This is a genomic window from Rossellomorea sp. DA94, assembly GCF_029834455.1.
GTDB classification, from domain to species: domain Bacteria; phylum Bacillota; class Bacilli; order Bacillales; family Bacillaceae_B; genus Rossellomorea; species Rossellomorea vietnamensis.
In genome coordinates this window covers 1,382,659-1,406,537 of sequence record NZ_CP122397.1, presented here as the reverse complement: position 1 = coordinate 1,406,537, position 23,879 = coordinate 1,382,659, and the positions used below count along the sequence as shown (strand labels likewise).

The following is a 23,879-nucleotide window of genomic DNA, read 5'->3' as shown; positions in this document are numbered from 1 at the left end:
ATAAACCCGTCCATCATGTTTAGAACAAAAAAAGAGCCGCATCAGGATTCTTCTCCGTGATGCGACTCGTGATTTATTATAGATATTTCCGTTGGACGCTCCTTCCGTCATACGTAAATAGCATATCCCGGTTCTCCACATGGGTCTCGATGTGGACCGGTCTTCCCCAGAGCCGGTGCAAATAAGGTAAAACCTTTTCCAAATATTTAATATCAAGCTCGACATCCTCAAACCAGTGCTTAAGATACAGCTCCCCGCTCTTCATGTAGTCCCCGTCATTCACGGTGATGTAAGGGAAACCGCCATTCACCCTCATGCCCACGAGCTGATCCCGTACATGGGTCCATTCTTTATCGACAATTTTATAATCCTTCCCCTGCTTTTGGAACAGATACATATCCTCTCTCGTCACCAGATCCTTCGTTAAATAGTTTCGCAAGAAGGAAATATCCGATTCGATCTCACGCACTTCAAACATTTTTTCACGACCGGAATTCGGCTTTACCCCCCGCTTTTTCATCTCTTCTGTCGGGTTGTCGAACCGATCCTCAATATCTTCGAAAATCTTCAGACCGAGATAATATGGATTGATCTGTGTGCGGGACGGCTGTACGACACCAGCATTCAGCTTGGCAAATTCGATCGATTCACCGCTTGTCAGATCCATTTCACGAATGATCCGCTGATGCCAATACGAGGCCCACCCTTCATTCATGATCTTCGTTTCAAGCTGAGGCCAGAAATACAGCATTTCTTCCCTCATCATCGTCAATATATCCCGCTGCCAGTCCGACAATTCCCTGCTGTACTGCTCGATGAACAGGAGGATGTCCTTCTCCGGCTGCGGCGGAAACTTCTTCTTCACCTTCTTCTTTTCCCTGCTCTTTGGCTTTTCATCCAATGACCATAAATCATCATAAGGCGTTGCATGACTCACTTCTTCTTCTTCCCACTCCACATCATCCATCGTCCATGACAGTTTCGGCCGCATGAGGGAAGGATCGATATGTTCATCCACTGCAAGGACCGCATCAAGGAAATTCTCGACTTCCTGCTTCCCATGTTCGATCTCATACCTGCGCACACGTTCAGCCGTAGCCGACATACTTTCCACCATATCCCGCTTCGTATTCTGAAAACGGACATTGTTCTTAAAGAAATCACAGTGGGCCAGAACGTGAGCCACAATCAATTTATTCTGTATGAGGGAATTGGAATCCAGCAAGAACGCATAACAAGGATCCGAGTTGATCACAAGCTCATATATCTTACTCAACCCCAAATCATACTGCAGCTTCATCTTATGGAATTGCTTCCCGAAACTCCAGTGCGAAAACCGTGTCGGCATCCCATAAGCCCCAAAAGTATATATAATGTCAGCAGGACAAATCTCATAACGCATCGGATAAAAATCCAGACCAAACCCGGCTGCTATCTCAGTAATTTCCCCTATCGCATTCTGCAAATTCTTCTGCTCCTCTAAATTCATCTTCATCCCCCTCTTTATTCTCTTATCTAAATGTATGAAGAGAAAGGGGATTTGATGAAAAGAAAAGCGGAAGGGGCTCGCACTGGGGCGACAAGCATAAGAAGAGTCATCCGGAAAGGCGCTTTTTGCCTTTTTGGATGACTCTTCTTATGACCTCGATCCCCAAGCCCCTGGAGCTAGACAATAGAAAAGCGGAGCCGGGTTGGGCAGGCCCGACAAGCATAAGATGAATTGGCTAGAAAGGCGCTCTTTGCCTTTTTGGTCGATTTAGCTTATGACCTCGAGGGACTACCCGGCGGAGCTGGACAATTAGAAAAGCGGAAGGGGCTCGCACTGGGGCGACAAGCATAAGATGAGTCACCCCAAAAAAAGCTGTTCCCCTAACCCCAGGGAACAGCCTTCTTATCAACCTTACGTATCCAGATTCTTTTGCAATCGTTTAACCGGGATGAGCGTAGTGAGCAGCAGGAGTGCAGACCAGGTGAAAACCATCGAAACACTCATGACCTCAAGGAGAAGTCCGACCCCCACTGACGATAAGCCGAATAAGAGCGTGGTTAACGCCCCTTGTGCAGCATAAATCTTCCCGAGCTCTTCCGGTGGCGCACTCTCCTGTAAATACGTCTGAAGCACTACATTCTTTATTTGATCAAATAACCCGAAAACAAACGACAAGATAAGCGCCATCACGGCCATTTTATTCCAGGCAAATACAAGGGTGACACTTGAAGTGACGATCATGCAGAAGGGGAGCCACTTATGCCGGTGTTTTGAAAAGATGCCATGCAGCTTAAATATGAGATAGGAGGCAAGGACCAATCCCACAAAGAAGCTTGAATTGATGAATCCCCACCATTCTTCCCCCCGCTGAAGCGAGAGATCGACATACAAATACAGGACGGCGGCAATCCAGACGGTCCCTGAGATCGACTCCAGCCCGTATATCCAAAAAACGTGGACCAGCCCTTTCCGGCTTTTAACCTGAGACCATCCCTCCCCAAGCTCCTGCCACCAAACCTTGCGAACTTCCAGGGTGCTACTTGGAATGACCGGCAGCTTCAGCATAAAAAAGGTTGAGGCCAGAAACAAGAGAATCACCACAATGAAAAGATTCGTGGCATTCAGGACCGCTAAAAGAATACCGCCCAAAGCCCAGCTTGAGAATTGAATCGTCTGATCGACGGTTGAGAGGAAGCCATTCGCCCCCATAAGTTCCTCTCTCTTAACAAGAAATGGCACATATGCATTTCTCGCTGGAAGTGCCCAACCATCCAGAAAAGAAATGATACTCGCACAACTGAGATAAATCCACACATTCTGAGTACCCAGTACCATCATCATGAGGAACACGCATAAAAAAAATGTCTTCCCCATTTGCGAATACGCGATCAAGCTCTTCATCTGTGTACGATTCAACAACAAAGGCGCTGCCATGCTGCTGATAAATCGTGAAAAGGTGATCACTAAAGGAACAGCCGTCATGTAAACAGCAGAACCGGTCAAGTCGTAAACAAGGGAGATCAACCCTACGATATAGAAGATATCCCCCATATTGGCCAATGCCTGGCCGAACCACAGATTTCTAAATGCATTGGAGTGCATATCTCTTCCTCCCTCTATTCAGTTTATATATAGGTAAGAAAAGAACAGCATCACATCGGAACAAAGATCCCCTTTCAGAATCAAAACGATTTATGTATGATTTCATTTTAGCAAATTGCCGGTGAATTTGCAGGTAATACTTTAGTTTATCGTCATATGGGTATGCACGTGCAGGTTTTACGGGGAAACGGCCAGCTCCGCCTATAACAAAAAAAGCCTCCTTAATCAAAGAAGACTTCATCTGTTCCCGCTATTCCTTTACCGAGATGTTGAGTACCTTTTCATTATCAAGATCGTGTACCACGATGACAACGACCTTTTTCTCTGCATTATTTTCTTGCACGGTAAATTCAAATGCATCGGATACTTTGTTCTCCGTCATTTTCTTGCGTCCCTGGTACTGATAATCCTTTACAGGCTGCCCAGGATAGTCCTCTTTGATGACTGCTGTTGCAATGCGTCCAAACTTCTTATAATCCGATTGCTCGGCATGGGCCTGACTTGAAAATACTAGAAAAAATACAGTTGATAACATCACGATTGCTTTCTTCATTTTCATCACCTCTATTTACGTTTCATTACATAGGATGATTTAATCAGGCATTTTTATTCACCCAATAGAAGGAAAACGAGCATTTGCAACAGTACCAACTTTTACAGAGAAAAAAATACGGTTTCTCGCGCAAAATAGGAGTACCCCTTCAGAAGGAGGGAAACCAAGTGAACAAAGTCGATTACGATCGGGCCTTGTATTACACTCACCGGTCAGAATGGGATAACCTGTTGATCCTAATGGTGAGAACGAAGGATGACCTTCTTTCAAAAAGAATTGAACATTTCTTACATGCGTATCATTTTTCAAATGATTACACGGTTGTAGAGCGTAATCTCTATACGCTTTTACGATATATCGAACATGCAAACTTCACCTATAGTGTCGAGCAACCACTTCAGGAAACCTTTGCAGAGATGTAACAATAAGAGAATTCCACCTACGGCTGATCCGATTAGTATGCACGATTGGATCAGCTTTTATTTATTTCCATCAGGTGTAAGATCACTAAAAACCGGCAAAAATGCCGATTTTTCATCATTGGGACGAAATTTCAGTTTTTACCAGTTCAGCTGCTTTTACATACACCTTTAATTCCCTCATCAGGTCATCCACTAACTTTGCAGGTTCTTCCAATAGCCCATCATTTTCATAATCAAAGCAGTGGGGGTCAAGAACAAGCTGTTTCGGAATGACATTTGCATACACTCCCCGACCGACGATACGGAGATTATTCAAGCAGTTGATACCGCCTTTCCCCCCGCCTGCGCATGCAAGAAGGGCGACAGGTTTATGGGCGAATTGCTCACTGCTTAAGAAATCGAGTGCGTTTTTGAGTGCCCCGCTCATACCGCTGTGATACTCCGGGGAAGCTAAAATGACGGCGTCCGCATCTTTCACTTTTTTCTTAAGTGATTGAACGGCGGAGACCTCCGATTGCTCCTGTTCTCCAGTGTAAAGTGGAAGGGAGCCGTCACTCAAATCAATAAGATCACAATCATATGTTCTTGCAATGAATCTTGACGCTATTCCAGTACGTCCGCGTTTTCTCGGGCTTCCATTGATGATTACGATGTTCATGTCATAAAAATCCTTTCCAGATTAATTTTTTGTCAATTGATGTTTCACGGCATAAAGTGCCGCCTGTGTCCGATCTGACACTTCCAGCTTGGAAAAAATGTTCGAAATATGGGTTTTGACGGTTTTTTCCGTAATATAAAGGCTTGAAGCAATCTCTTTATTACTCTTCCCTTTCGTCAGCTCAATCAAAACATCCTTCTCCCGTTTGGTGAGCTCATGAATTTTATGGGGAGGCTCTCGTTTCGTGATCCTTGTCAGTAAATGATTGGTTGCTTTCGGGTGAAGAGAGTTTTCACCTGAAAGAAGTTTTCGGATCCCGCTCACTAATTCATCGGGTTCAATGTCCTTTAACTGATATCCTGCCGCTCCTGCTTCTATAGCGGGAATCACGTGATTCTGGTCGGAAAAGCTCGTCAGCATCAGAATTTGAATATCTGGATAGTTCTTTTTAATTTCCCTGGTCGCCTGGATGCCGTCCATGACCGGCATCATCAGATCCATCAGGATGATGTCGGGTTTCAAGTCTCCAGCCATTTGAACGGCCTCTTGTCCATCCTTCGCTTCACCGACGATATCAAAGTCCTTTTGTGTTTTCAGAAAGAAAACCAATCCCCTACGTACGACGTGGTGATCATCTGCTATCAATACTCTAATCATTTACCCGGCACCTCCTAATACGGTAATCGAACTGATATGACCGTTCCCCTTCCAAGCTGACTGTCGATCTTCAGCGTACCACCAATGCTTTTCACACGTTCCTTCATACTTTGGATCCCGACTGAAGGCAGGGACTGCTTTCCGTCATATTGAAATCCGTATCCTCTATCTTCAATCGTCAGATGGATCGATTGCGACTCACTTTTCAATGTATAGAGGATGCGTTTCTCCCCGGAATGCTTTTTACAATTATTCAGTGCTTCCTGACTGACACGCCACAACACTTCTTCTATTTTAGAGCTTAAGGAAATGACTCCTTCAACTTTCGTTTCCAAGGTCAATCCGAGCATCTCTGCGTATCCTTTGGACGCTTCTACGACTCCATTCTCAAGCCCATGGGGTCTCAATTGCCAGATGAGGGCCCTCATTTCCGATAAGGCTTCCTGAGCCAACCCTTGAATCGTTCTGAACGTATCCTTTACTTCTTCATCCCCGGTCATTTCTGCCCCTCCCCTTGCTGTTAACGTGAGGGAGAACAACAATTGATTGACCGAATCATGAAGATCTCTTGCCAGTCGGTTCCTTTCTCCGATCAACGCGACTTCCTGCTCTTTTTTCGTGAGCAGGATGCGCTTGATGGCGGATCCGATTTGGAAGGCGACCGATTCAAGAAGCGCCAGTTCGTCTGTTGTGAAGTGGGTCTTGTTCGGTGCTGCGACATTCAATAACCCAAAGGACTCATCCCCGGACTGGAGGGGGACCGTCGCATGATGGGTGATATCATCTGTATTTTCCCTGTTCTCTTCGATGGCCTGCTCGATCCGCTGACATTCAATAATATTGGACGCTTTGGTGAGTTTACCTTTTCGAAATCGATTCACACACCAGCACCCGCCCTTTTTCATCGGCTCACATTGACGCTCTGAGAGTGATTCCGGCAGACTCTCATATGAAACAAGTTCGTGGCTTCCTTCTTTTTCAATGAAGAAGATCCACCCTGTTGTAAAGCTTGAACCCCTGATCAGCTTCTTCAGGGCACCTGAAAGCATGGAATCAAGCTCTGTTTCGTTGTTCAGCAACTCGGCTATCTCTTTCAAAAGTCCGATATTTGAAAGGGATTCAGAATTCATGTTCATCGTCCTCTCCGATCCTATACTACTATTATATAGATTTCACATAAATCCGGTATTATCAAAAAGAAGGATACCCTTCTACGACCTTTGACCGAAAACACACGTTCCCATCACAATCCAAAAAACAAGAGATGCAGGAGCACATCTCTTGTTTTTAAAATGATGAAAAGGTTTACGCCTTCCCTACAGACGAACGGATCATCGTTTCGACTTTCGCCATGATGGCATCCTGCAGAGCTTGTAATTTCTCACCGCTGTCGCTTTCGGTCTCACCGATCACGCTGAAATAGAACTTGATCTTCGGCTCGGTCCCTGATGGACGGAGGCAAATCCAAGATCCATCTTCAAGATGATATTTCAACACATTGGAAGAAGGCAGATGAATGGAGGATTCTTCACCGGATACCAAATCCACTTTCGTACTTGTTTTGTAGTCCTCTGACGAAACCACACGTAAGCCTGCCACTTCTTTCAACGGTTCGTTCCTGAAGTCCTTCAGGATCCCTTGAATTTGTTCGGCTCCTTCTTTTCCTTTAAGGGTCAGACTCTTCAGTCCTTCCTGATAAAACCCGTGTACTTCGAATAATTCATGGAGGACATTGTATAGCGTTTTGCCTTCTTTTTTATAATAAGCAGCCGCTTCTGCCGCCATCAATACTGCTTGAATGGCATCCTTATCACGGGCAAAGTCGCCGATCAAGTATCCATAGCTTTCTTCATATCCGAATAAGAATGAATACGCACCTGTTTCTTCGTATTGCTTGATTTTTTCCCCGATGAATTTAAAACCTGTAAGAACATCCTCGACTGAAGCTCCATAATGTTCAGCGACTTTACGGCCCAATTCGGATGTCACAATGGTTTTGAATACCCGGCCGTTCTCAGGGATCATATTCTTCTCCTGTTTGCGGGCAAGGATATAGTCCAGGAGGATCGCCCCTGTCTGGTTTCCGGTAAGGAGGATATACTCGCCTGTTTCCCCTTTTACCGCTACACCTAAACGGTCTGCATCGGGATCCGTCGCAATCAGGATATCCGCGTCGATTTCCTTTCCGTCACGGATGCTGTATTCAAATGCCGCTTTATCTTCAGGGTTCGGAGACTTCACTGTTGTAAATTCAGGATCAGGGACTGCCTGTTCCTTTACAATGTGAACTTGCTCATACCCTAATGCTTTCAACCCTTTTTCTGCCATCTTCAAGGCAGTGCCATGCAGGGGTGAGAAGACGATTTTCAAATCGGTTTCCTTGGCGATCTGAGGCTTCTCGGAAATCGAAATCAAATGTTCCAGGTATGATTGATCGATCTCTTCCCCGATCATTTTAATCAGCCCGGCTGCTTTTAATTCTTCTTCTGTCTGAACGTGGATTTCCAGTTCATTTTCAACGGCGTTCACTTTCTCGATCACTGCATCCGCTACATGTGGAGGAAGTTGAGCACCATCTTCCCCGTACACTTTATATCCATTGTATTCAGGAGGATTATGGCTTGCTGTCACTACGATGCCGGAGAATGCCTTTAGCTGCCGCAGGGCAAATGAAAGCTCCGGTGTCGGTTTCAATTCATCGAAGACATATGTTTGGATGCCATGGGTTGCCAGGGTCTTCGCTGACTCCATGGCAAATTCAGGTGATTTATAACGGGAATCGTAAGCGATTACAACTCCGCGGTTCTTAGCCTCCTGACCCTGTTCTTCTATGTATCTCGCCAGTCCTTCAGAGGCTTTTCTGACTGTATAGATGTTCATCCGATTGGTTCCGGGACCGATTTCTCCCCTCATTCCACCCGTACCGAATTCAAGGTTTTTGTAGAATGCGTCTTCCAAGGACTTTTCGTCGTCTTTCATTGACTCTAGAAGTTCATTGACTTCTTTGTCCAGATGTAAGTAGCTGCTCCATTTTTCCCAAGATGTTTTCCAACTCAAAACGATCCCCTCCTAATGCTGTATAATAATGAATTCTATCATATATTGTAGAATTCCTTCTAAAACAATCCGTCACATGTCGACAAGATTCGTTTAATCCTTATTTTAGCATAATTTCTATTTGAAAGAATCAGTATGTTTGTGTTGATAAAAAAAGCGAGTGCTGGTTGATTTCCACTCCAGGTGCTCGCTTTCCGCGGGGCGTGAGTTGAGCCTCCTCGGGCTATGCCCTGCGGGGTCTCAACTTTCCCGCATTTCCCGCAGGAGTCGAGCACCTTCCGTTCCAATCAACTTTATAAGGTAGTGTGTAATCGTTAAAAATATAAATATTCATTAAAATAAATGATCCTATACCCACGATATATTTACCGAAGGATGTTTAAATATGCTTTCATTAAATAAAGCCCCGCTGAACAATTCAGCAGGGCCTTTTGATATGCATTATTTTTTATAATTCACTCCATAGACATCATGGCGTCGGTCTTTGAGTTGACGGACGGTTCCTGATTGGCGTTGGCGGCGGAGGACTTCGAGGTCGACGTCTCCGATCATGACCATTTCGATGTTAGGGTTGGTCTCGCCCACGATTCCATCACGCGCGAATTCAAAGTCGGACGGGGCAAAGATGCCGGACTGGGCATATTGAATGTCCATATTTTCCGTTTGTGGAAGATTTCCGACCGTACCGGAAATGACTGTGTAGATCTGATTCTCCACTGCACGTGCCTGGGCACAGTATCTGACGCGAAGATAACCTTGACGGTCCTCTGTACAGAATGGGGTGAAGATGATTTTTGCACCCTTGTCTGTAGCAATGCGCGCAAGCTCTGGGAATTCAATATCATAGCATATTTGAATCGCGATCTTCCCGCAATCCGTATCGAAGACCCTGACAGAATCCCCGGGGCTGATCCCCCACCATTTCCGTTCATTCGGTGTGATATGAACTTTGTATTGCTTCTCGATCGTCCCATCACGACGGAAAAGATAGGCAATATTGTAGATCTCATCGTTTTCTTCCTTGACGAAGTGTGAACCCCCGATGATATTGACATTGTACCTGACAGCAAGGTCCGTGAATAATTCAATATAATCCTCAGTGAAGTCTGTCAACCGTCTTACTGCAAGGCTTGGTGATTGAATATTCAGGAATGACATGAGCTGGGTGGTGAAAATCTCAGGGAACACCACGAAATCTGATTTTGCATCGGAAGCCACATCGGTGAAGTACTCCACCTGATTGGCAAACTCTTCAAAGGAGTTGATTTTCCGCATCATATATTGAACGACACAGATCCGGACCGGATAGCTCGTTTTGAAGTGACGTTTGCTGGATGGACGGTAGTCGACATTATTCCATTCCATCAGTGTGGCATATTTATGGGACCTCTTATCATCCGGCAGGTAGTTCGGATTGATCCTCATCAGGGTGAATCCGTTCAGAAGCTGGAACGAAAGGACTGGATCGTAAATCTTGTGACGCCCCACGGAATCCACATACTCCCTTGGAGACATTTCATCAGAATGTTTATGATAATTCGGGATGCGTCCCCCGATGATGATACTCTTTAAATTCCACTGCCTGGCAAGGTCCTTTCTGGCTTCATACAAACGGTGACCTACCTTCATGCGCCGGTAATCAGGGTGCACCATCACTTCGATCCCGTACAGGTTATAGCCGTCGGGATTGTGGTTCGTTATGTAACCATTATCCGTTACATCATCCCATGTATGGCGGTCGTCGTACTCATCAAAGTTGATGATCAGACTCGAGCATGATGCGATGATCTCTCCATCTAATTCTGCTACGAGCTGACCTTCCGGAAACACTTCCAGATGACTTTCCAGATGCTCCACTTTCCATGGGTCCATCCCTGGAAAGCAGACAGACTGCATATTGATGATATCTTGAATGTCCTTATGTTCCATTGGACGGATGATCATTTTCTTTTCAAATTGTGATAAGTCCAGTTTTTCTGCCATCTATGATCTACTCCTTCATAAAATACCTGAATTATATACCCTTATAGTGCACTGTTGAAACGAAGTTCATGACAGTCCATTTCTTTTATTTTAGCAAAGGGGTGAGGATTTTTTGAAGAAATATGATTTGTCTTTACTCAAATAAAAAAGTCCTTAAAAATAGAAGCATCCGATGATTAGGATGCTTCCTTTCATTTAACCTTTAAAATAATACACCGTCGCTTCCCATGGGTTTAAAGTAAATGCATCTTTTTCATGCAGTTCTTCGTTTGATATGAGGATTTCCGTTTGAGTGATATCAAAGGAAGCGATGTTGTCGATGACTTGCTCTTCTCCTGATACATTGCAAAGAACGAGGATCTTTTCATTCCCATGTGTTCTCGTATAGGCATATACGGAAGGGTGATCTGCATAGTGAAGCTCGAACGATCCGTATGGAATGATGTCATGCTCTTTGCGGATCGCAATCAATTTTTGATAGTAGTAGAAAATGGATTCTGGATCGTTTAAGGCTTTTTCGGCATTGATCTCTCTGTAGTTCGGGTTGCTGGCGATCCATGGTTCCCCTTCTGTGAATCCACCGTGTTCCGTGTCGTCCCACTGCATAGGAGTCCTTGCATTGTCTCTTCCTTTTACGTAAATGGATTCCATGATTTCCTCTGGATCCATACCCTGGGCTATTTTTTCCCGATACATGTTCAATGTTTCGATATCCCGGTATTCATCAATGGAAGAGAAGCGGACATTCGTCATACCAAGCTCTTCCCCCTGATAAATGTAAGGCGTCCCCTGCATCATATGGAGGAGGGTCGCAAGCATTTTCGCAGACTTCACCCGATACTCTCCATCTTGTCCAAGTCTTGAGACGATTCTTGGCTGATCGTGGTTGTTCCAATACAGACTGTTCCAGCCCTTCCCGTGAAGTTCCGTTTGCCATTTAGTCAGGATTGATTTCAATTTTACAAGATCGAACGGAATGACGTCCCATTTCCCTCCCGGTCCCGAATCGACATCCATATGCTCGAATTGGAATACCATATTGACTTCATTACGGTCTTCACCTGTGTAAAGTACGGCTTCCTCGGGTGTCACCCCCGGCATCTCCCCAACCGTCATCGCCTCATAATGGGAGAGGACCTCCTGATTCATTTCCTGAAGAAATTCATGGATCCGTGGACCGTTCATAAAGTACTCATGACCGGAAGCATACGGTTTACCTTCAGGGTTCGGCGCATCCGGTAACGTAGGTACTTTCGATATAAAGTTAATGACGTCCATACGGAAACCGTCGATTCCTTTATCCAGCCAGAAGGTCATCATGTCATAAATTCCCCGGCGCAACTTCGGATTTTCCCAGTTGAGATCCGGCTGCTTTTTCGAGAAGAGATGTAGGAAATACTCTTCTGTTCCCTCATCATATTCCCAGGCAGAACCGCTGAATACAGATTCCCAGTTATTCGGCTCTTTACCGTCCTTTCCTTCACGCCATATATAATAATCACGATAAGGATTATCCTTTGATTTCCTCGATTCCACAAACCAGCCGTGCTCATCGGAAGAGTGATTCACCACAAGATCCATCACAAGCTTCATCCCACGGTTATGCATTTCTTCAAGCATTTCCTCCCAATCAGCCATCGTGCCGAACTCATCCATGATTTTTTTATAGTCGCTAATATCATAGCCATTATCATCATTCGGGGATTCATAAACAGGGGATAACCATATCACATCAATGCCCAGTTTTTTTAAATAATCCAATTTAGAGATGATTCCTTTAATATCCCCGATGCCATCACCATTGCTATCCATGAAACTGCGAGGGTAAATTTGATAGACCACCGATTCTTTCCACCATTTTTTTGTCATATGTGTTTTCCTCCTGTTCAGCATCAAGCAAGCGTTTTCTGCAACCGCTTGCACAAATCGTTAAAAAAATATCACATTTCTTCATAAAGTTTTCTCATTTTACTTTTATAATAATATCATACTATAATTTGATAGAATATACGTAGAAAGGAATTCTATATGAATAAAAAAGCAGATTCTCTGTTATTCCTGGCTTGGGCCTCTTCCCTGGTCGCCACGATGGGGAGTTTATATTTCTCTGAAATCATGAAATATGAGCCATGTGAATTATGTTGGTATCAGCGGATATTAATGTATCCGATGGTGATTTTATTAGGAGTGGCTTATGTACGCAAAGATTTTAAAGCGGCATTATATTCTACCATTTTTTCCGGCATCGGCCTTCTCATTTCCATTTATCACTACTCTATCCAAAAAGTTTCGATCCTGACTGAGAGTGCCCCAGCCTGCGGACGCGTTCCTTGTACAGGTGAATACATCAACCTGTTCGGTTTTATCACAATTCCGTTTCTTGCACTCTTGGGGTTCATCATCATCTTCATTTCAAGTGTGATCGTCTTAAAAGCTATAAAGGAGGAAAACTAGATTGAAAAAAATCATCATATTCCTGGTGGCGATCGTCGGATTATTCGCAGCCATCGCCATTGTCACAAGCGTCCAGAACAGTCAAAAAGCCGAGGGAAATAAGTTCAAAAAAGCGAAACTCGACCCTGCTACCGTTGAGCTGCTGGATGATCCAAACTATCAAAACGTCATCCTTCCCGAAGAACTGGAAGAGACATTAAAGAATAAAGAAGAAGCGACCGTATACTTCTACAGCTCTACTTGTATCCACTGTAAAAGAACGACACCTACCCTCGCACCTCTTGCCGAAGATATGGGAGTCGACATGGTTCAGTACAATCTGCTTGAATTCGAACAGGGCTGGGATCAATACGGAATCGAAGCCACCCCTACACTCGTCCATTATGAAAATGGAAAAGAAGTGGCGAGAATTGTAGGAGAACATCCTAAAGAAGATTTCAAGGCATTTTTCGAAGAGAACGTAAAATCAGAATAAAAAAAAGAGGGGCTGACTTTTCCACGAGTCAGCCCCTTTCAAGTGAGGAGGAATTTCAAGATGAAGATACGTTGTATCTTCAAGATTAACTTAGTACTTGCTATTTTCCCCTCACAAGAACCTTTCAAACATGCTAATGTGAATTTTCTAAAGTATCTAACTATTAAGGACGTGATATAACCTACACAAGCAGCTGGTTATCCGCTCTCGAGTATATGCTCAGATTGTGCTTACAGTCCGATTCTTCCGTAAATTGATCATACGATAAAGGGAAGAACATGCCAAAGCTTTGAAGGATCCCGGCATTATGATAGAACATATCTTCATATAGGTCTTCTTTTGAGCCGCTTTCAATGATGGAAATCAGCGTTTGCAGGCTTGAGATCACTTGAAATGCTTCCTTCAGAGTCCCGAAATATTCAAAGTTCCTCGTCGTCGTATGTAATACTTGCATATCATCGAATTGTTCGATTTCATCATCTGTGAAATAATCAGGGAAAATAGTACAATACATGTACTGTATAAGCTCTTGGATTTTATCTTCCTGTTCATGTGTTGATGCTAGTAAAACTTTCACCATCATAGCCCACCTTTGTAACGGTTGTAATCTCTCTGTAATAGATATATTAAGGATAACATAGAAGTAGAACCAACAGCGTGGTAATTATACCCATGAATTGGGTTGAATAGGTGCTATGGTAGGCTTAAATACCCACAAGAGTATAAGATATTTGTCATTTAAAGGGGTTTTTTGATGAAAACACGGAAAATAGGCGAACGATTCGACCTAGTCATTCCAAATGATTGGAAAAATGTAACGATTGAAACAATTCTTAGAAAACACTGGCAGGCTCCTAAGAAACTGGTTCATTCCATGAGGATGGACGGTGATGTCAAAGTAAATGGAGAGTTGACTTCATGGACTTCCCCACTCTCACAAGGAGATATTCTACAGATTCGACTATTCAAGGAAGTCGAATACGATGTTCCCCCGACCTACGGGGAGTTAGACGTCTTGTTTGAAGATGAACATCTGATTGTGGTCAATAAACCTGCCGGGATCGATACCCATCCAAATAATCCTGATGAAACGGATACCCTGGCCAACCTTGTCGCTTTCCATCATCAGGCAAATGGTGAGAGATGCCGCGTGTTGCACATCCATCGGTTGGATCGCGATACGTCCGGAGCAATCATCTTCGCCAAGCATCCATTAAGTAAAGCGATCCTTGACCGCCTTCTTGCCGAAAGACAAATCAAGCGTACCTATCATGCCCTCGTTCACGGTCGATTAAAGCAAAAAAAAGGCACCATCTCAGAACCGATTGGGAGAGATCGTCATCACAATACGAGAAGGAGGGTTTCGCCTTCCGGTCAGGATGCAGTCACCCATTATAACGTAATGGAAGTCAGGAATCCATATACACTCGTCGAAGTACAGCTTGATACCGGCCGTACACACCAAATCCGTGTACATATGAGCCACATCGGACACCCTCTGGCTGGCGACACATTATATGGGGGAAAGCCGGTCTTCACCAGGCAGGCACTGCATGCAGCCCGAATTTCGTTCCCTCATCCGCTGACAGGGGAACGGATTGAATGTGAAGCTGATTGCCGTGATGATATTGGGTTGTAATGGAGTGAATTCAAAGGAAATCTGAACGCATCAAAAAGACCAGGTCATTCAAAATCATGAGTGACCTGGTCTTTTTATCATTATTTCAATCCATTTTTCACTGCTTCAGCGATTTGGATCGTACGGCGGGTTTGGTGTTTTACGGCAGGCTCGACGGATTCGACCATATTGCCTTCCCCATCGACCGTTACACTCGTACCGTATGGATTCCCTCCAGTTGCAAAGCTTGATTGATCTGTGTATCCAGGTGCTGCGATGATGGCACCCCAGTGCATCATGGTTGTATAAAGAGCCAGAACCGTTTGCTCCTGTCCACCGTGTGAGTTGCTTGCAGATGATGTGGCACTCACTACTTTGTTGGCCAGTTTCCCATTGAACCACAGTCCTCCGGTTGTATCCAGGAACGCCTTGACTTGAGAGGGCACGTTACCGAATCTGGTAGGAACGTTGAATAGATAAGCATCTGCCCACTCCAAGTCATCAAGGGTCGCTACCGGAACCGTATCTTTTGTTTCATTATAGTGCTTTTCCCATGCCGGGTTGGAAGCAATCGCTCCTTCTGGTGCAGTCTCTTCAAAGCGAAGTAATTTCACCTCTGCCCCCGCTTCTTTTGCAGCTTCTTCGGCCCATTTCGCCATCTGATAGTTTGTTCCTGTTGAACTGTAATACATGATTGCCAATTTTACGTTAGACATAAAATCTCTCCTTTAATTATGTTTTTTATAATAAATGGGTGAAACACAGATTAGGGTTGCATGTAAATCTATTAAGCAAATAATAGTGCATCTATTGAAAAGCTCCCTGCACCGACAAGGGCTACCCCCAGTGCCACAACAATGAGCATCACATTATATTCTGTACCATTTTGTGTCGCCCAATAACCGTTCGCACCATGAACCTTCACGATGGCCACGATCATGGTGCCAATGATGAGCAGTGCACCTAATGGCGTAAGGAAGCCTGCGGCAAACATTAATCCACCCGCTACTTCGGATATCCCTGCAAGTAACGCCATCGTCCTTCCCGGCTTGATTCCAATCGATTCAAAGAATCCTCCCGTACCCTGGACACCATGACCTCCGAACCACCCAAATAATTTCTGTGTTCCATGAGCAGCGAATGTCAATCCTACTACTAAACGAATAACCAATAAACCAAACGCAGCCAATGCTGTCATCTTTTTTCCTCCTTCTTGTTTTCCCTTCGAGATTTACCTTTAAACATTTCAAATTCAATTATTCTTACGTCAATTATCTTGAATGTGAGATATATAATTAAAAAAATAAGACAAGTTATCTCGAATGTGATTATTTTGATTTCGAGATAATTGTATAATATCCTTCTCCTCCCTGTCAACAACTATTTGCAACATTTATTGAAATGGGCTGGACGAAAAAAAGAGGTCCGTCCCTTTGCATGAGGGACGGACCTCTTTCGAAAGATCGATATTAAAAATCGAAGTTGTCTGGATCTGGACCAAAACGTTCGTCCAGATTCAGTTGGTTGATTTGATTCATTTCTTCCAGTGAAAGCTCGAAATTGAATAAATCTGCATTTTCTTTGATGCGGTTTTCATGAACTGACTTCGGAATGATGATGACATCATTCTGAAGGTGCCAGCGCAGAATCACCTGTGCAGCAGACTTTTCATGCTTCTCTGCAATGTGGTTTAATGTAGGTTCATCCAGTACCCGCCCTTGAGCGATTGGTGACCACGCTTCGACTGCGACATTGTGTGAAGCACAGAATTCTCGTATTTTCTCCTGGTTCAGACGGGGATGTAACTCGATTTGATTTAATACAGGCTTTTCATTGCCATTTTTCATCAAATCTTCAAGATGATGCTGATGGAAGTTACTTACACCGATTGATTTGATCAATCCTTCGCCATGAAGTCTCTCCATTGCTTTCCATGTATCATTGTACTTTCCTTCCACCGGCCAGTGAATGAGATACATGTCCAGATAATCCATATCGAGCTTCTTCAGGCTCGTTTCAAATGCTTTTAACGTCGTATCGTAGCCTTGATCGCTATTCCATACTTTCGAAGTGATGAACAGGTCCTCTCTCGCTACGCCACCTTCTTTCACCCCTTGCCCTACGCTTTCTTCATTGTCGTAGATCGCGGCGGTATCGATGGAACGGTATCCGGACTGAATCGCTGTACGGACGGCCTGTACCGTCTCAGACGGATCTTTCATTTGGTAAACTCCTAAACCGACATAAGGAATTTCGATTCCGTTATGTAGTGTCTTCGTGCTTTGTAAGTTTTTCAACATATTGCATCCCTCCTGACTCATTATTTTACAAAGTTAAACGCCAGAAAGCTAATTTTATGATTCCGGAGTATTCTATGAGAGTAAAAAGGTCCGTCCCTCGGTTTTGAGGGACGGACCTTTTCTTCTACATTGCCTATTGACCGATAAATTGTTCTCGTTTCTTTCCTATGAATGCAAGTTTATGAAGGGGACGTGTCATGGCAACGTACTGGAGCTTGATGTCGAGTTCGTTTTCCGGGTTGAATGCTTCATCCACCGCAGCGATGATCACCACGTCAAACTCGAGTCCCTTCGAGAGATAGGAAGGAACGACGACAATCTGATCTTTCGGGATCGATTCCTGTTCTTCCAATAGCTTTACTTTCCCTGGCTGCCTCTCTTGAAGGATTTCACTGATTTTCACACAGTCCTTCATGCTTTTTCCAATGACGGCGAAGGTTTGGAATCCTTCTTTCCGTCCTAACTCCACTTCCTTCTCGATGAAGGAAGCGAGTTCATCCACTTCCACATACTCATCAAAGCTCGGAGAATCTCCGTGTCGCACCACCGGATTCACTTGCGGAAAATCATAGGGCAGGAGACTAAGCAGTTTATTCGCTTCCTCCATGATTTCAATCGTCGTACGGTAGCTTTTTTGAAGCTCGGTGTACGTCGCCCTCGGAAAGATATCCCGATAGACCGGTTCCCAGGACTGAAGGCCCCGGTATGAGTGAATCCCTTGAGCGAGATCCCCCACCAGTGTGAACATGTCGGTCTCAAGTGCCCGCTTCAATGAATAGAGCTGCATATAACTATAATCCTGTGCTTCATCTATGACGATGTTTTTTGCTTTGTGGAATTTATCGATTCCGAACAAATGGGATTGCAAGTATAGGAGAATGGCCAGATCCTCTACTTCATACTGCTTTTTCTTCGCATATTTCAATGTGTACTGACAGAGCCGTTCCGCCTGTCTCCCGCTGAGCTCCCCCTTCGAGTAGGAAGCAAGGCGCACGGGATCTGAGAACAACTCAATGAAATATTGATGAAGTGTTTTCTTTTCAAACTGCTTCATGTATCCATTGACACTTGTCCGTATTGCTTTCTTGATTTCGTCCACACGCTCGAGTTTCTTATCCAATGCTTTCGAGACATATTCCTTTCGGTTCCCTGCCTTTGAACGTTCAAAGAGTGCGGTTTCAATCCGCTCATCAAAAAATTTCTCGACCTTCTCAACCATTTGCTTCTTGTTCGACCGTACATAGCTTTGAAGGAGTGACTTCAGCTTTTCCATCCGGCGATAGATTGGCATATACGTATATTCCTCTTTGAAAAGGTGAGTGAACCTTTTGGCGGTGTAGAGCTTGTATTTATCCACATAGAAGTCCTTTGAAGTATAAAAGCGCTGTTCGACTTCTTCTATATAATGCTCGAGAATTCTCCTGAATGCTTTAGACCCTTTGAATCCTGATATCCATGATGCGGTCTCTACTTTTTCATCATGGGTCTCGATCAGTTGAATAAGCTTATTATCTTCTACAATCGTAAGCTTCTTTTCTAAGCAGGTCATGACATAATCCGTGAATGTCGTTTGCCTTACCCGCTCCACCCCAAGTTCCGGCAGCGCTTCTGAAATATAGTCAATGAACAAATTACTCGGGGCCAGGATCATCAGTTGCCTCGGATCAAAATGCTGTTTATAGTTATAAATAAAATAAGAAATCCGGTGAAGGGCAATGGTTGTTTTCCCACTTCCCGCCGCCCCCTGTACAATGATCGGCTTGTTCAAGTCGGCCCGGATGATCCGATTCTGTTCCTCCTGGATGGTAGAAATGATTTCAGTCAAACGGTTACTGGAGCTTTTGGCTAAAGAATCCTGAAGCAGTTCATCCGTGGTGGTTAAGTCAATATCGCGAATCTCTTCCAGGAGTCCATCCTCGATCATGTATTGGCGCTTCAGAGATAAATCTCCCTCGTACGTTTCACCTTCAGCCTCGTAAGAGACATCGCCGATCCTTCCTTCGTAGTACAGGTTTGCGATGGGGGATCTCCAGTCGACGATGATTTGCTCCTGATTTTCACGCTGATACAAGGAGGTCTTCCCGATATAATGCTTCTCCACCTTGCCGGAGCCCTCATGTTGAAAATCGATCCGGGCAAAGTACGGTTTCGTCTTTGCTTTCGTAAGGGACTCCAATTCTTCTTTGGACATCTCAAAAAAGCTTGAGTTCGTCAAGATATCGATGTAGGCGGCACTCGACTCTCCCCAATCAATATCTCCAAAAGCTTTTTCCATGTTTTCCTTATACTTTTCCTTACTCGTCAGGGATGTGCTGATGACTACGTCAATATAGCGCTTCGTAAACTCTAATCGTTCTGATTCAATTGAAAAATCGGGATGAATAGTCGATTCCTTTGTCATACATTTCTCCTTCCAATTGTTTTAGCCGCAATGGAGAAAAAACGTCTTCCCACTTCCACCAAGGTAACGACTCTTGATGGGGAAAACGTTGATTAAGACACATTGAAATCTGTAAAAATTATGTAGGCGTTTGGGAGCAGAAATATATATTATCAGATAATTCAGGAATAAACAAGTAGAAAAACCCTTCACCTAAACAGATGAAGGGTCCTTCACTTGATCCACAGGAAACACAATCTGAAAACCAGTCCCCTTACCCACTCGGCTCTCCACGGTAATGACACCCCTCATGGCTTCGATGATCCGGTAGGAAACCATCAGTCCGAGGCCCGTCCCCTTTTCCTTCGTAGAGAAATAAGGTTCGCCGAGTCTCTCTTGTTGATCCGGGGTCATTCCGACGCCGGTATCAATGATGGATATGCTTACGGTCCCTTTTTGAACCTTCGAAAGAATGGTGAGTGTGCCCCCATCAGGCATGGATTCAATGGCGTTTTTCATGATGTTGAGAAATGCCTGTTGGAAACTGCGGGTGTTCCCTACGATGGAGGCATCCTCGATCCGTTTATGTACCAGGACCGATTGTTGATTGCTCAAGGGCTCAACCATGTCGGCGAGCTTATGGAGTTGCTCCGAAATGGAGATGTTCTCCACTTGATCCGGATCCGGTTTAGCGAACGTAAGATAATCGTTAATGATTTCTTCTGCCCGGTTCAGTTCGGATGATGCGATCGTTAGATATTGTTCCCTTTTTCCTACAGGAAGATTTTCCTGATGGAGCAGTCTCAGGAATCCCTTGATCACCGTTAAAGGATTTTTCACCTCATGGGAAATGCTGGCAGCCAACTGAGCGAGCACTTCCATTTTTTCTATTTTCACGAGGGCTTGTTTGATTTGAATCTGTTTAAGCAACGTCTCACAAATGTATGTCAGGATCAGCATGCCCAGGGAAGGGAGAAAAATAAAATTTATCAGATAGCTTTCGTCGATCACAAACACAGTCATCGCCTTCGCAATAAGAGCTGCTACGATGGAATGAACTGTAAAAAGCACCACAGAGAATATGATCTTCTTCCGGCTTGATAACCGGTTGAAATCGAACCATTTCATCCCGATGACCGTCAAGAGGTAGATCACGGCATATATCACGAATGCCACCATACTCCAACTGTAGATCATCGTCCTGGATACCAATAAGACAGCGAGCAATGCGAGGCCTGTAAATGGACCGCCATACAGAATGCCGAGAACAAACGGGATCATCCTGAGATCGTGGACACAGTAGGGGTTATTGTATATGGGGGAAAGCATACACAGAATAATGGCGATACTTAAAGAAACAAGGGTTGCGAACCTTGTATACCAACCTTGTATCATCTTTTTTTCAACAAGGAAAAAAATTAAAAAAATACTCAAAATGATATAAAAGAAATTATTAATGACATCCTGATTAAAAATAATCATCCTGACCCTTTGACCTTTCACAGAAATTGTCTTCTTTATAAAAATTCTACCATACTAATCCATCTATCGTTACAATTATATATGTAACTTGTTATTTACATAAGAGAACTCTCCTGTACTACAGGAGAGTCATCACCTTACACCGTTTTCAATTGTTCACCAAGATATTTTGCCAGCTCGAGCATTCCGTATTGCCCGGACTTCGACTCGGCCTCTTTATTGTAATTCGTATTCGTGTTCACATCATACGTGTAGATGTTGCCTTCTTTGTCCTGAATAAATTCAATCCCGGCAATATCGATTGTATTCGCATGCAAAAACGCTTCATATGATGTCAGGATCTCATGTGAAAAGTTCTCCCTGATCTGAAACTTAGGCTTGTCTTCCTGTTCCCCTACAGGACAGAATAGGTCATCCACCTGACATACGTCAGCAGGACATAATTCGAATCCATCCGATGTATCCACCTTTACTGCATACATGAACTTACCACCTATAAACTCACAGCGTGTAATCGATGCATCGGGTGCTTCGATGTACTCCTGTATAAGTGTCGTGCCGTCTAATGGCTCTTCAAAGTCGTCACTGTACACATAATTCTTCAATGCTTCCACCGAATGGAACAATTGCACCCCCAAACCTTTTCCTGCACGATTATGCTTCGTGATGAAAGATGGTTTACCAAGCTTTTCACAAGCTTCAATTATTTGTTCTTTCCCAACGGCTGCAATAGTTTCCGGTGTCTTGATGCCGGCAGCATTCAAAGCTGTATACTGATTTACTTTACTAACTTCCAAGCGAAGGGCACGGCTTCCATTCAGGACCTTTCTTTCGTTTCGCTCTAACCAGGATAGAACGCTCTCCGTCAACTCCGGTGCAAAACGATGGTTTCGCGTATGAGACGACGCACTGATTCGATTATAGAAAATACCTTCCGGCGGCTTTGATGATAATTCGACGAGTCCACGATCAAGGAACCATTCCTCATATGGCAGTTGTAGCTCATCAAGCCTGGCCGTTAAATGATTGGTCCATTCACTGTTTTCATGAATGATATGAATTTTTTTCATGATCATTACCCCATTTGTTCGTATGATTTTAAATATACAGTCTTTTAACACAAAGTAATCCTACTATAAAAGTAGGATTTAGGCAATGATCATGAATTCACTTTAACTTACGATCCGTCCTCATTTGAATTTTCATGCCGCTTTTCGTCAGGAGATCACGGGCTTTGACCGGTACCGCTATGCGGGCACTCCTAAAATCGTCCTTCAGAATGTCTCTGATTTCCTGCAGGACTTCAAGATTGTTCGTTCGATGAACCTTAGAAGCCTGATCACTGGCAGTTAAACGATTGAGCAGTTTAACCATTAGAAAAATACTCGTGGCAATCAGAAGAAGGTCAACCAATGAGCCCAGGAACTTCCTCAATCCAATCACTCCTGTCTTATCTGAAGATGCTTCACTACTTTAAGATATGGGGAAAAGGAGTGTGTTATGAAGGCTAATTCCTTAAAAAAGATATTTTCCTATGATGGCGATCAATACAATACATGCGACAACTCCCATCAGGATGACGAGCATTTTTTCTTCCTTGTTCCCCTGCATGGTTTTCCCTCCCTCTAATGAGCAGCATGACTTACACGCTTCCCCGTTCAAACAATCTTGTGTACAATATGACCGGATCAGGATGTTCCGATTCAAGAAAGAGTTTAAACGCTTCTTCCCCCACCTTTCTTATCGGTACTTCAAAAGATGTGATATCCAGGGCATCGGAAAGGGGGTGGTTATCAAAGCTCAGGATAGCCAGGTCGTCTGGAATCCTGATTGATCTTTTTCCCGCCTCTGCCACCATTCCCGCAGATACTTGATCGCTCGTTACGATAAGGGCAGAGGGCTTCTCTTCCATCCGTTCCCATTCACTCAACACATCCCGTCCGTCCTGAAGATCGTAGCAGTCATTGAAGATCCACTCGTCACGAACGGGATGGCCGGCAGCCTCTGCGCTGTCGAAGAATCCCCGGATCCGCTCTTCGCTATTCGTCCCAAATGTTCTGTGCAAACACAACCCGATTCTCGAATGCCCTTTAGAATAAAGATACTGGAGCCCGCTCCGAATCCCCTGATAATGATCAATGAATACCTTCTTATATGTGGGGTCGTATACATTTTCACAAAAAACCACATTCGGACTGATAAATGAAGCAAGAGCATCCAGAGAATTGGAGCGTGACGTCAGGATCAATCCATCCACTTCCTTCATCTGAAGTCGATGAAAGGCATCCAATTCAGCCCCCCTGTCATAATCCGTCTGAAAAAGCTGGAGGTGATAGCCATGCTTTAACGCTTCCCCCGCTATGCCTTGAAGAATCTCCCCGAAGTAAGGAAGATTCAAATAAGGCAGAATCACTCCGATGCTATAGGTTTTCCCTTTTGATAAATGGACGGCGTTCGCGTTCTTTATGTAGTTTAACTGCTCCACAGCATCCAGGACCTTTCGGCGCTTCTCTTCTTTCACATAAGGATGGTCATTCAATACCCTCGAAACCGTTGACACCGAAACTCCTGCAAGCTTTGCAATACTTCTAATGTTTGTCATACCCATACCCCTTAAGTAACCATATTCCAACCCTAAACGATCTCTTAAAATAACGCTTGCTCTGAAACGCGTTTCACACTTTAAAGTAAATCATGCAAGGAATTCCATTGCTTTTTCATTCCAAAAACATGATAAGGAGGCTATACT

Annotated in this window: 22 protein-coding genes; 4 read left to right on the top strand and 18 right to left on the bottom strand. The window is 44.2% G+C overall.

Annotated elements, in window-relative coordinates; genetic code table 11:
* Positions 1-76: 76 nt before the first annotated feature.
* The 3 genes from P8596_RS07440 to P8596_RS07430 form a co-directional block, all read right to left on the bottom strand.
* The gene (locus P8596_RS07440; protein ID WP_061810943.1) at positions 77-1,489 is read right to left on the bottom strand and encodes a SpoVR family protein; all 1,413 of its coding nucleotides are present in this window, start codon (positions 1,487-1,489) and stop codon (positions 77-79) included.
* Between the two features lie 411 nt (positions 1,490-1,900).
* Positions 1,901-3,091 (bottom strand): MFS transporter, encoded by a 1,191-nt coding sequence (locus tag P8596_RS07435; RefSeq protein WP_254653516.1) that lies wholly within the window; start codon positions 3,089-3,091, stop codon positions 1,901-1,903.
* A gap of 250 nt (positions 3,092-3,341) precedes the next feature.
* Positions 3,342-3,644, bottom strand: a complete 303-nt coding sequence (locus P8596_RS07430; RefSeq protein WP_034763166.1) for a DUF3889 domain-containing protein — start codon at positions 3,642-3,644, stop codon at positions 3,342-3,344.
* 167 nt (positions 3,645-3,811) lie between these two features.
* Between P8596_RS07430 and P8596_RS07425 the strand changes: the two genes are divergently transcribed.
* Positions 3,812-4,066, top strand: coding sequence for a YhdB family protein (locus P8596_RS07425; RefSeq protein WP_034763164.1), 255 nt, complete (start codon positions 3,812-3,814; stop codon positions 4,064-4,066).
* 115 nt (positions 4,067-4,181) lie between these two features.
* On the opposite strand, the gene P8596_RS07420 is transcribed toward P8596_RS07425, so the two are convergent.
* The 6 genes from P8596_RS07420 to P8596_RS07395 all read right to left on the bottom strand — a co-directional run bounded on the left by P8596_RS07420 (position 4,182) and on the right by P8596_RS07395 (position 12,290).
* Complete coding sequence (locus P8596_RS07420) at positions 4,182-4,724, bottom strand: NADPH-dependent FMN reductase (RefSeq protein ID WP_279726510.1); 543 nt, start codon at positions 4,722-4,724, stop codon at positions 4,182-4,184.
* 21 nt (positions 4,725-4,745) lie between these two features.
* The gene (locus tag P8596_RS07415) at positions 4,746-5,381 is read right to left on the bottom strand and encodes a response regulator transcription factor (protein ID WP_254653514.1); all 636 of its coding nucleotides are present in this window, start codon (positions 5,379-5,381) and stop codon (positions 4,746-4,748) included.
* A gap of 14 nt (positions 5,382-5,395) precedes the next feature.
* On the bottom strand, positions 5,396-6,511 hold the full coding sequence (locus P8596_RS07410; RefSeq protein WP_224520583.1) for a GAF domain-containing sensor histidine kinase: 1,116 nt from the start codon (positions 6,509-6,511) through the stop codon (positions 5,396-5,398).
* 175 nt (positions 6,512-6,686) lie between these two features.
* Positions 6,687-8,438 carry a phospho-sugar mutase gene (locus P8596_RS07405; RefSeq protein WP_279726507.1) on the bottom strand — a complete coding sequence of 584 codons (1,752 nt, stop codon included), beginning with the start codon at positions 8,436-8,438 and terminating at the stop codon, positions 6,687-6,689.
* 441 nt (positions 8,439-8,879) lie between these two features.
* Positions 8,880-10,421: a bifunctional GNAT family N-acetyltransferase/carbon-nitrogen hydrolase family protein gene (locus P8596_RS07400; RefSeq protein WP_061810936.1), complete on the bottom strand. Its 1,542-nt coding sequence runs from the start codon at positions 10,419-10,421 to the stop codon at positions 8,880-8,882.
* A gap of 195 nt (positions 10,422-10,616) precedes the next feature.
* Positions 10,617-12,290: a glycoside hydrolase family 13 protein gene (locus tag P8596_RS07395; RefSeq protein ID WP_254653512.1), complete on the bottom strand. Its 1,674-nt coding sequence runs from the start codon at positions 12,288-12,290 to the stop codon at positions 10,617-10,619.
* Between the two features lie 159 nt (positions 12,291-12,449).
* Here P8596_RS07395 and P8596_RS07390 point away from each other — a divergent pair, with 159 nt between their 5' ends.
* Both P8596_RS07390 and P8596_RS07385 read left to right on the top strand, forming a co-directional pair.
* Positions 12,450-12,875 (top strand): disulfide oxidoreductase, encoded by a 426-nt coding sequence (locus tag P8596_RS07390; protein WP_061810934.1) that lies wholly within the window; start codon positions 12,450-12,452, stop codon positions 12,873-12,875.
* A 1-nt stretch (position 12,876) separates the two neighbouring features.
* Positions 12,877-13,350, top strand: coding sequence for a thioredoxin family protein (locus P8596_RS07385; RefSeq protein WP_254653510.1), 474 nt, complete (start codon positions 12,877-12,879; stop codon positions 13,348-13,350).
* 181 nt (positions 13,351-13,531) lie between these two features.
* On the opposite strand, the gene P8596_RS07380 is transcribed toward P8596_RS07385, so the two are convergent.
* Positions 13,532-13,933, bottom strand: a complete 402-nt coding sequence (locus P8596_RS07380) for a DUF5365 family protein (RefSeq protein ID WP_254653509.1) — start codon at positions 13,931-13,933, stop codon at positions 13,532-13,534.
* Positions 13,934-14,104: 171 nt separating this feature from the next.
* On the opposite strand from P8596_RS07380, the gene P8596_RS07375 reads away from it, so the two are divergent.
* Positions 14,105-14,989: an RluA family pseudouridine synthase gene (locus tag P8596_RS07375; RefSeq protein WP_279726505.1), complete on the top strand. Its 885-nt coding sequence runs from the start codon at positions 14,105-14,107 to the stop codon at positions 14,987-14,989.
* Positions 14,990-15,069: 80 nt separating this feature from the next.
* Here the strand turns inward: P8596_RS07375 and wrbA are convergent, their stop codons facing one another.
* From wrbA to P8596_RS07335, 8 genes are all read right to left on the bottom strand, one after another.
* Positions 15,070-15,684: an NAD(P)H:quinone oxidoreductase type IV gene (wrbA, locus tag P8596_RS07370; RefSeq protein ID WP_061810931.1), complete on the bottom strand. Its 615-nt coding sequence runs from the start codon at positions 15,682-15,684 to the stop codon at positions 15,070-15,072.
* A 71-nt stretch (positions 15,685-15,755) separates the two neighbouring features.
* On the bottom strand, positions 15,756-16,157 hold the full coding sequence (locus P8596_RS07365; RefSeq protein WP_279726976.1) for a DoxX family protein: 402 nt from the start codon (positions 16,155-16,157) through the stop codon (positions 15,756-15,758).
* A 280-nt stretch (positions 16,158-16,437) separates the two neighbouring features.
* On the bottom strand, positions 16,438-17,268 hold the full coding sequence (locus tag P8596_RS07360) for an aldo/keto reductase (protein WP_254653508.1): 831 nt from the start codon (positions 17,266-17,268) through the stop codon (positions 16,438-16,440).
* A gap of 133 nt (positions 17,269-17,401) precedes the next feature.
* On the bottom strand, positions 17,402-19,669 hold the full coding sequence (gene helD, locus P8596_RS07355; RefSeq protein ID WP_279726502.1) for an RNA polymerase recycling motor HelD: 2,268 nt from the start codon (positions 19,667-19,669) through the stop codon (positions 17,402-17,404).
* A gap of 192 nt (positions 19,670-19,861) precedes the next feature.
* A complete protein-coding gene (locus tag P8596_RS07350) occupies positions 19,862-21,043 on the bottom strand; it encodes a sensor histidine kinase (RefSeq protein WP_224520592.1) in 1,182 nt (393 codons plus the stop codon).
* 224 nt (positions 21,044-21,267) lie between these two features.
* Positions 21,268-22,200 (bottom strand): ATP-grasp domain-containing protein, encoded by a 933-nt coding sequence (locus P8596_RS07345; protein WP_254653505.1) that lies wholly within the window; start codon positions 22,198-22,200, stop codon positions 21,268-21,270.
* Between the two features lie 97 nt (positions 22,201-22,297).
* Positions 22,298-22,573: an MscL family protein gene (locus P8596_RS07340; protein WP_279726500.1), complete on the bottom strand. Its 276-nt coding sequence runs from the start codon at positions 22,571-22,573 to the stop codon at positions 22,298-22,300.
* A 199-nt stretch (positions 22,574-22,772) separates the two neighbouring features.
* On the bottom strand, positions 22,773-23,732 hold the full coding sequence (locus P8596_RS07335) for a LacI family DNA-binding transcriptional regulator (RefSeq protein WP_279726499.1): 960 nt from the start codon (positions 23,730-23,732) through the stop codon (positions 22,773-22,775).
* Positions 23,733-23,879: the final 147 nt, after the last annotated feature.

Bases quoted from the DNA above. Each gene is read 5' to 3' on its own strand.
- P8596_RS07440 (WP_061810943.1), bottom strand. From the start codon at position 1,489: ATGAATTTAGAGGAGCAGAAGAATTTGCAGAATGCGATAGGGGAAATT.
- P8596_RS07435 (WP_254653516.1), bottom strand. From the start codon at position 3,091: ATGCACTCCAATGCATTTAGAAATCTGTGGTTCGGCCAGGCATTGGCC.
- P8596_RS07430 (WP_034763166.1), bottom strand. From the start codon at position 3,644: ATGAAGAAAGCAATCGTGATGTTATCAACTGTATTTTTTCTAGTATTT.
- P8596_RS07420 (WP_279726510.1), bottom strand. From the start codon at position 4,724: ATGAACATCGTAATCATCAATGGAAGCCCGAGAAAACGCGGACGTACT.
- P8596_RS07415 (WP_254653514.1), bottom strand. From the start codon at position 5,381: ATGATTAGAGTATTGATAGCAGATGATCACCACGTCGTACGTAGGGGA.
- P8596_RS07410 (WP_224520583.1), bottom strand. From the start codon at position 6,511: ATGAATTCTGAATCCCTTTCAAATATCGGACTTTTGAAAGAGATAGCC.
- P8596_RS07400 (WP_061810936.1), bottom strand. From the start codon at position 10,421: ATGGCAGAAAAACTGGACTTATCACAATTTGAAAAGAAAATGATCATC.
- P8596_RS07395 (WP_254653512.1), bottom strand. From the start codon at position 12,290: ATGACAAAAAAATGGTGGAAAGAATCGGTGGTCTATCAAATTTACCCT.
- P8596_RS07390 (WP_061810934.1), top strand. From the start codon at position 12,450: ATGAATAAAAAAGCAGATTCTCTGTTATTCCTGGCTTGGGCCTCTTCC.
- P8596_RS07380 (WP_254653509.1), bottom strand. From the start codon at position 13,933: ATGATGGTGAAAGTTTTACTAGCATCAACACATGAACAGGAAGATAAA.
- P8596_RS07375 (WP_279726505.1), top strand. From the start codon at position 14,105: ATGAAAACACGGAAAATAGGCGAACGATTCGACCTAGTCATTCCAAAT.
- wrbA (WP_061810931.1), bottom strand. From the start codon at position 15,684: ATGTCTAACGTAAAATTGGCAATCATGTATTACAGTTCAACAGGAACA.
- P8596_RS07360 (WP_254653508.1), bottom strand. From the start codon at position 17,268: ATGTTGAAAAACTTACAAAGCACGAAGACACTACATAACGGAATCGAA.
- helD (WP_279726502.1), bottom strand. From the start codon at position 19,669: ATGACAAAGGAATCGACTATTCATCCCGATTTTTCAATTGAATCAGAA.
- P8596_RS07350 (WP_224520592.1), bottom strand. From the start codon at position 21,043: ATGATACAAGGTTGGTATACAAGGTTCGCAACCCTTGTTTCTTTAAGT.
- P8596_RS07345 (WP_254653505.1), bottom strand. From the start codon at position 22,200: ATGAAAAAAATTCATATCATTCATGAAAACAGTGAATGGACCAATCAT.
- P8596_RS07335 (WP_279726499.1), bottom strand. From the start codon at position 23,732: ATGACAAACATTAGAAGTATTGCAAAGCTTGCAGGAGTTTCGGTGTCA.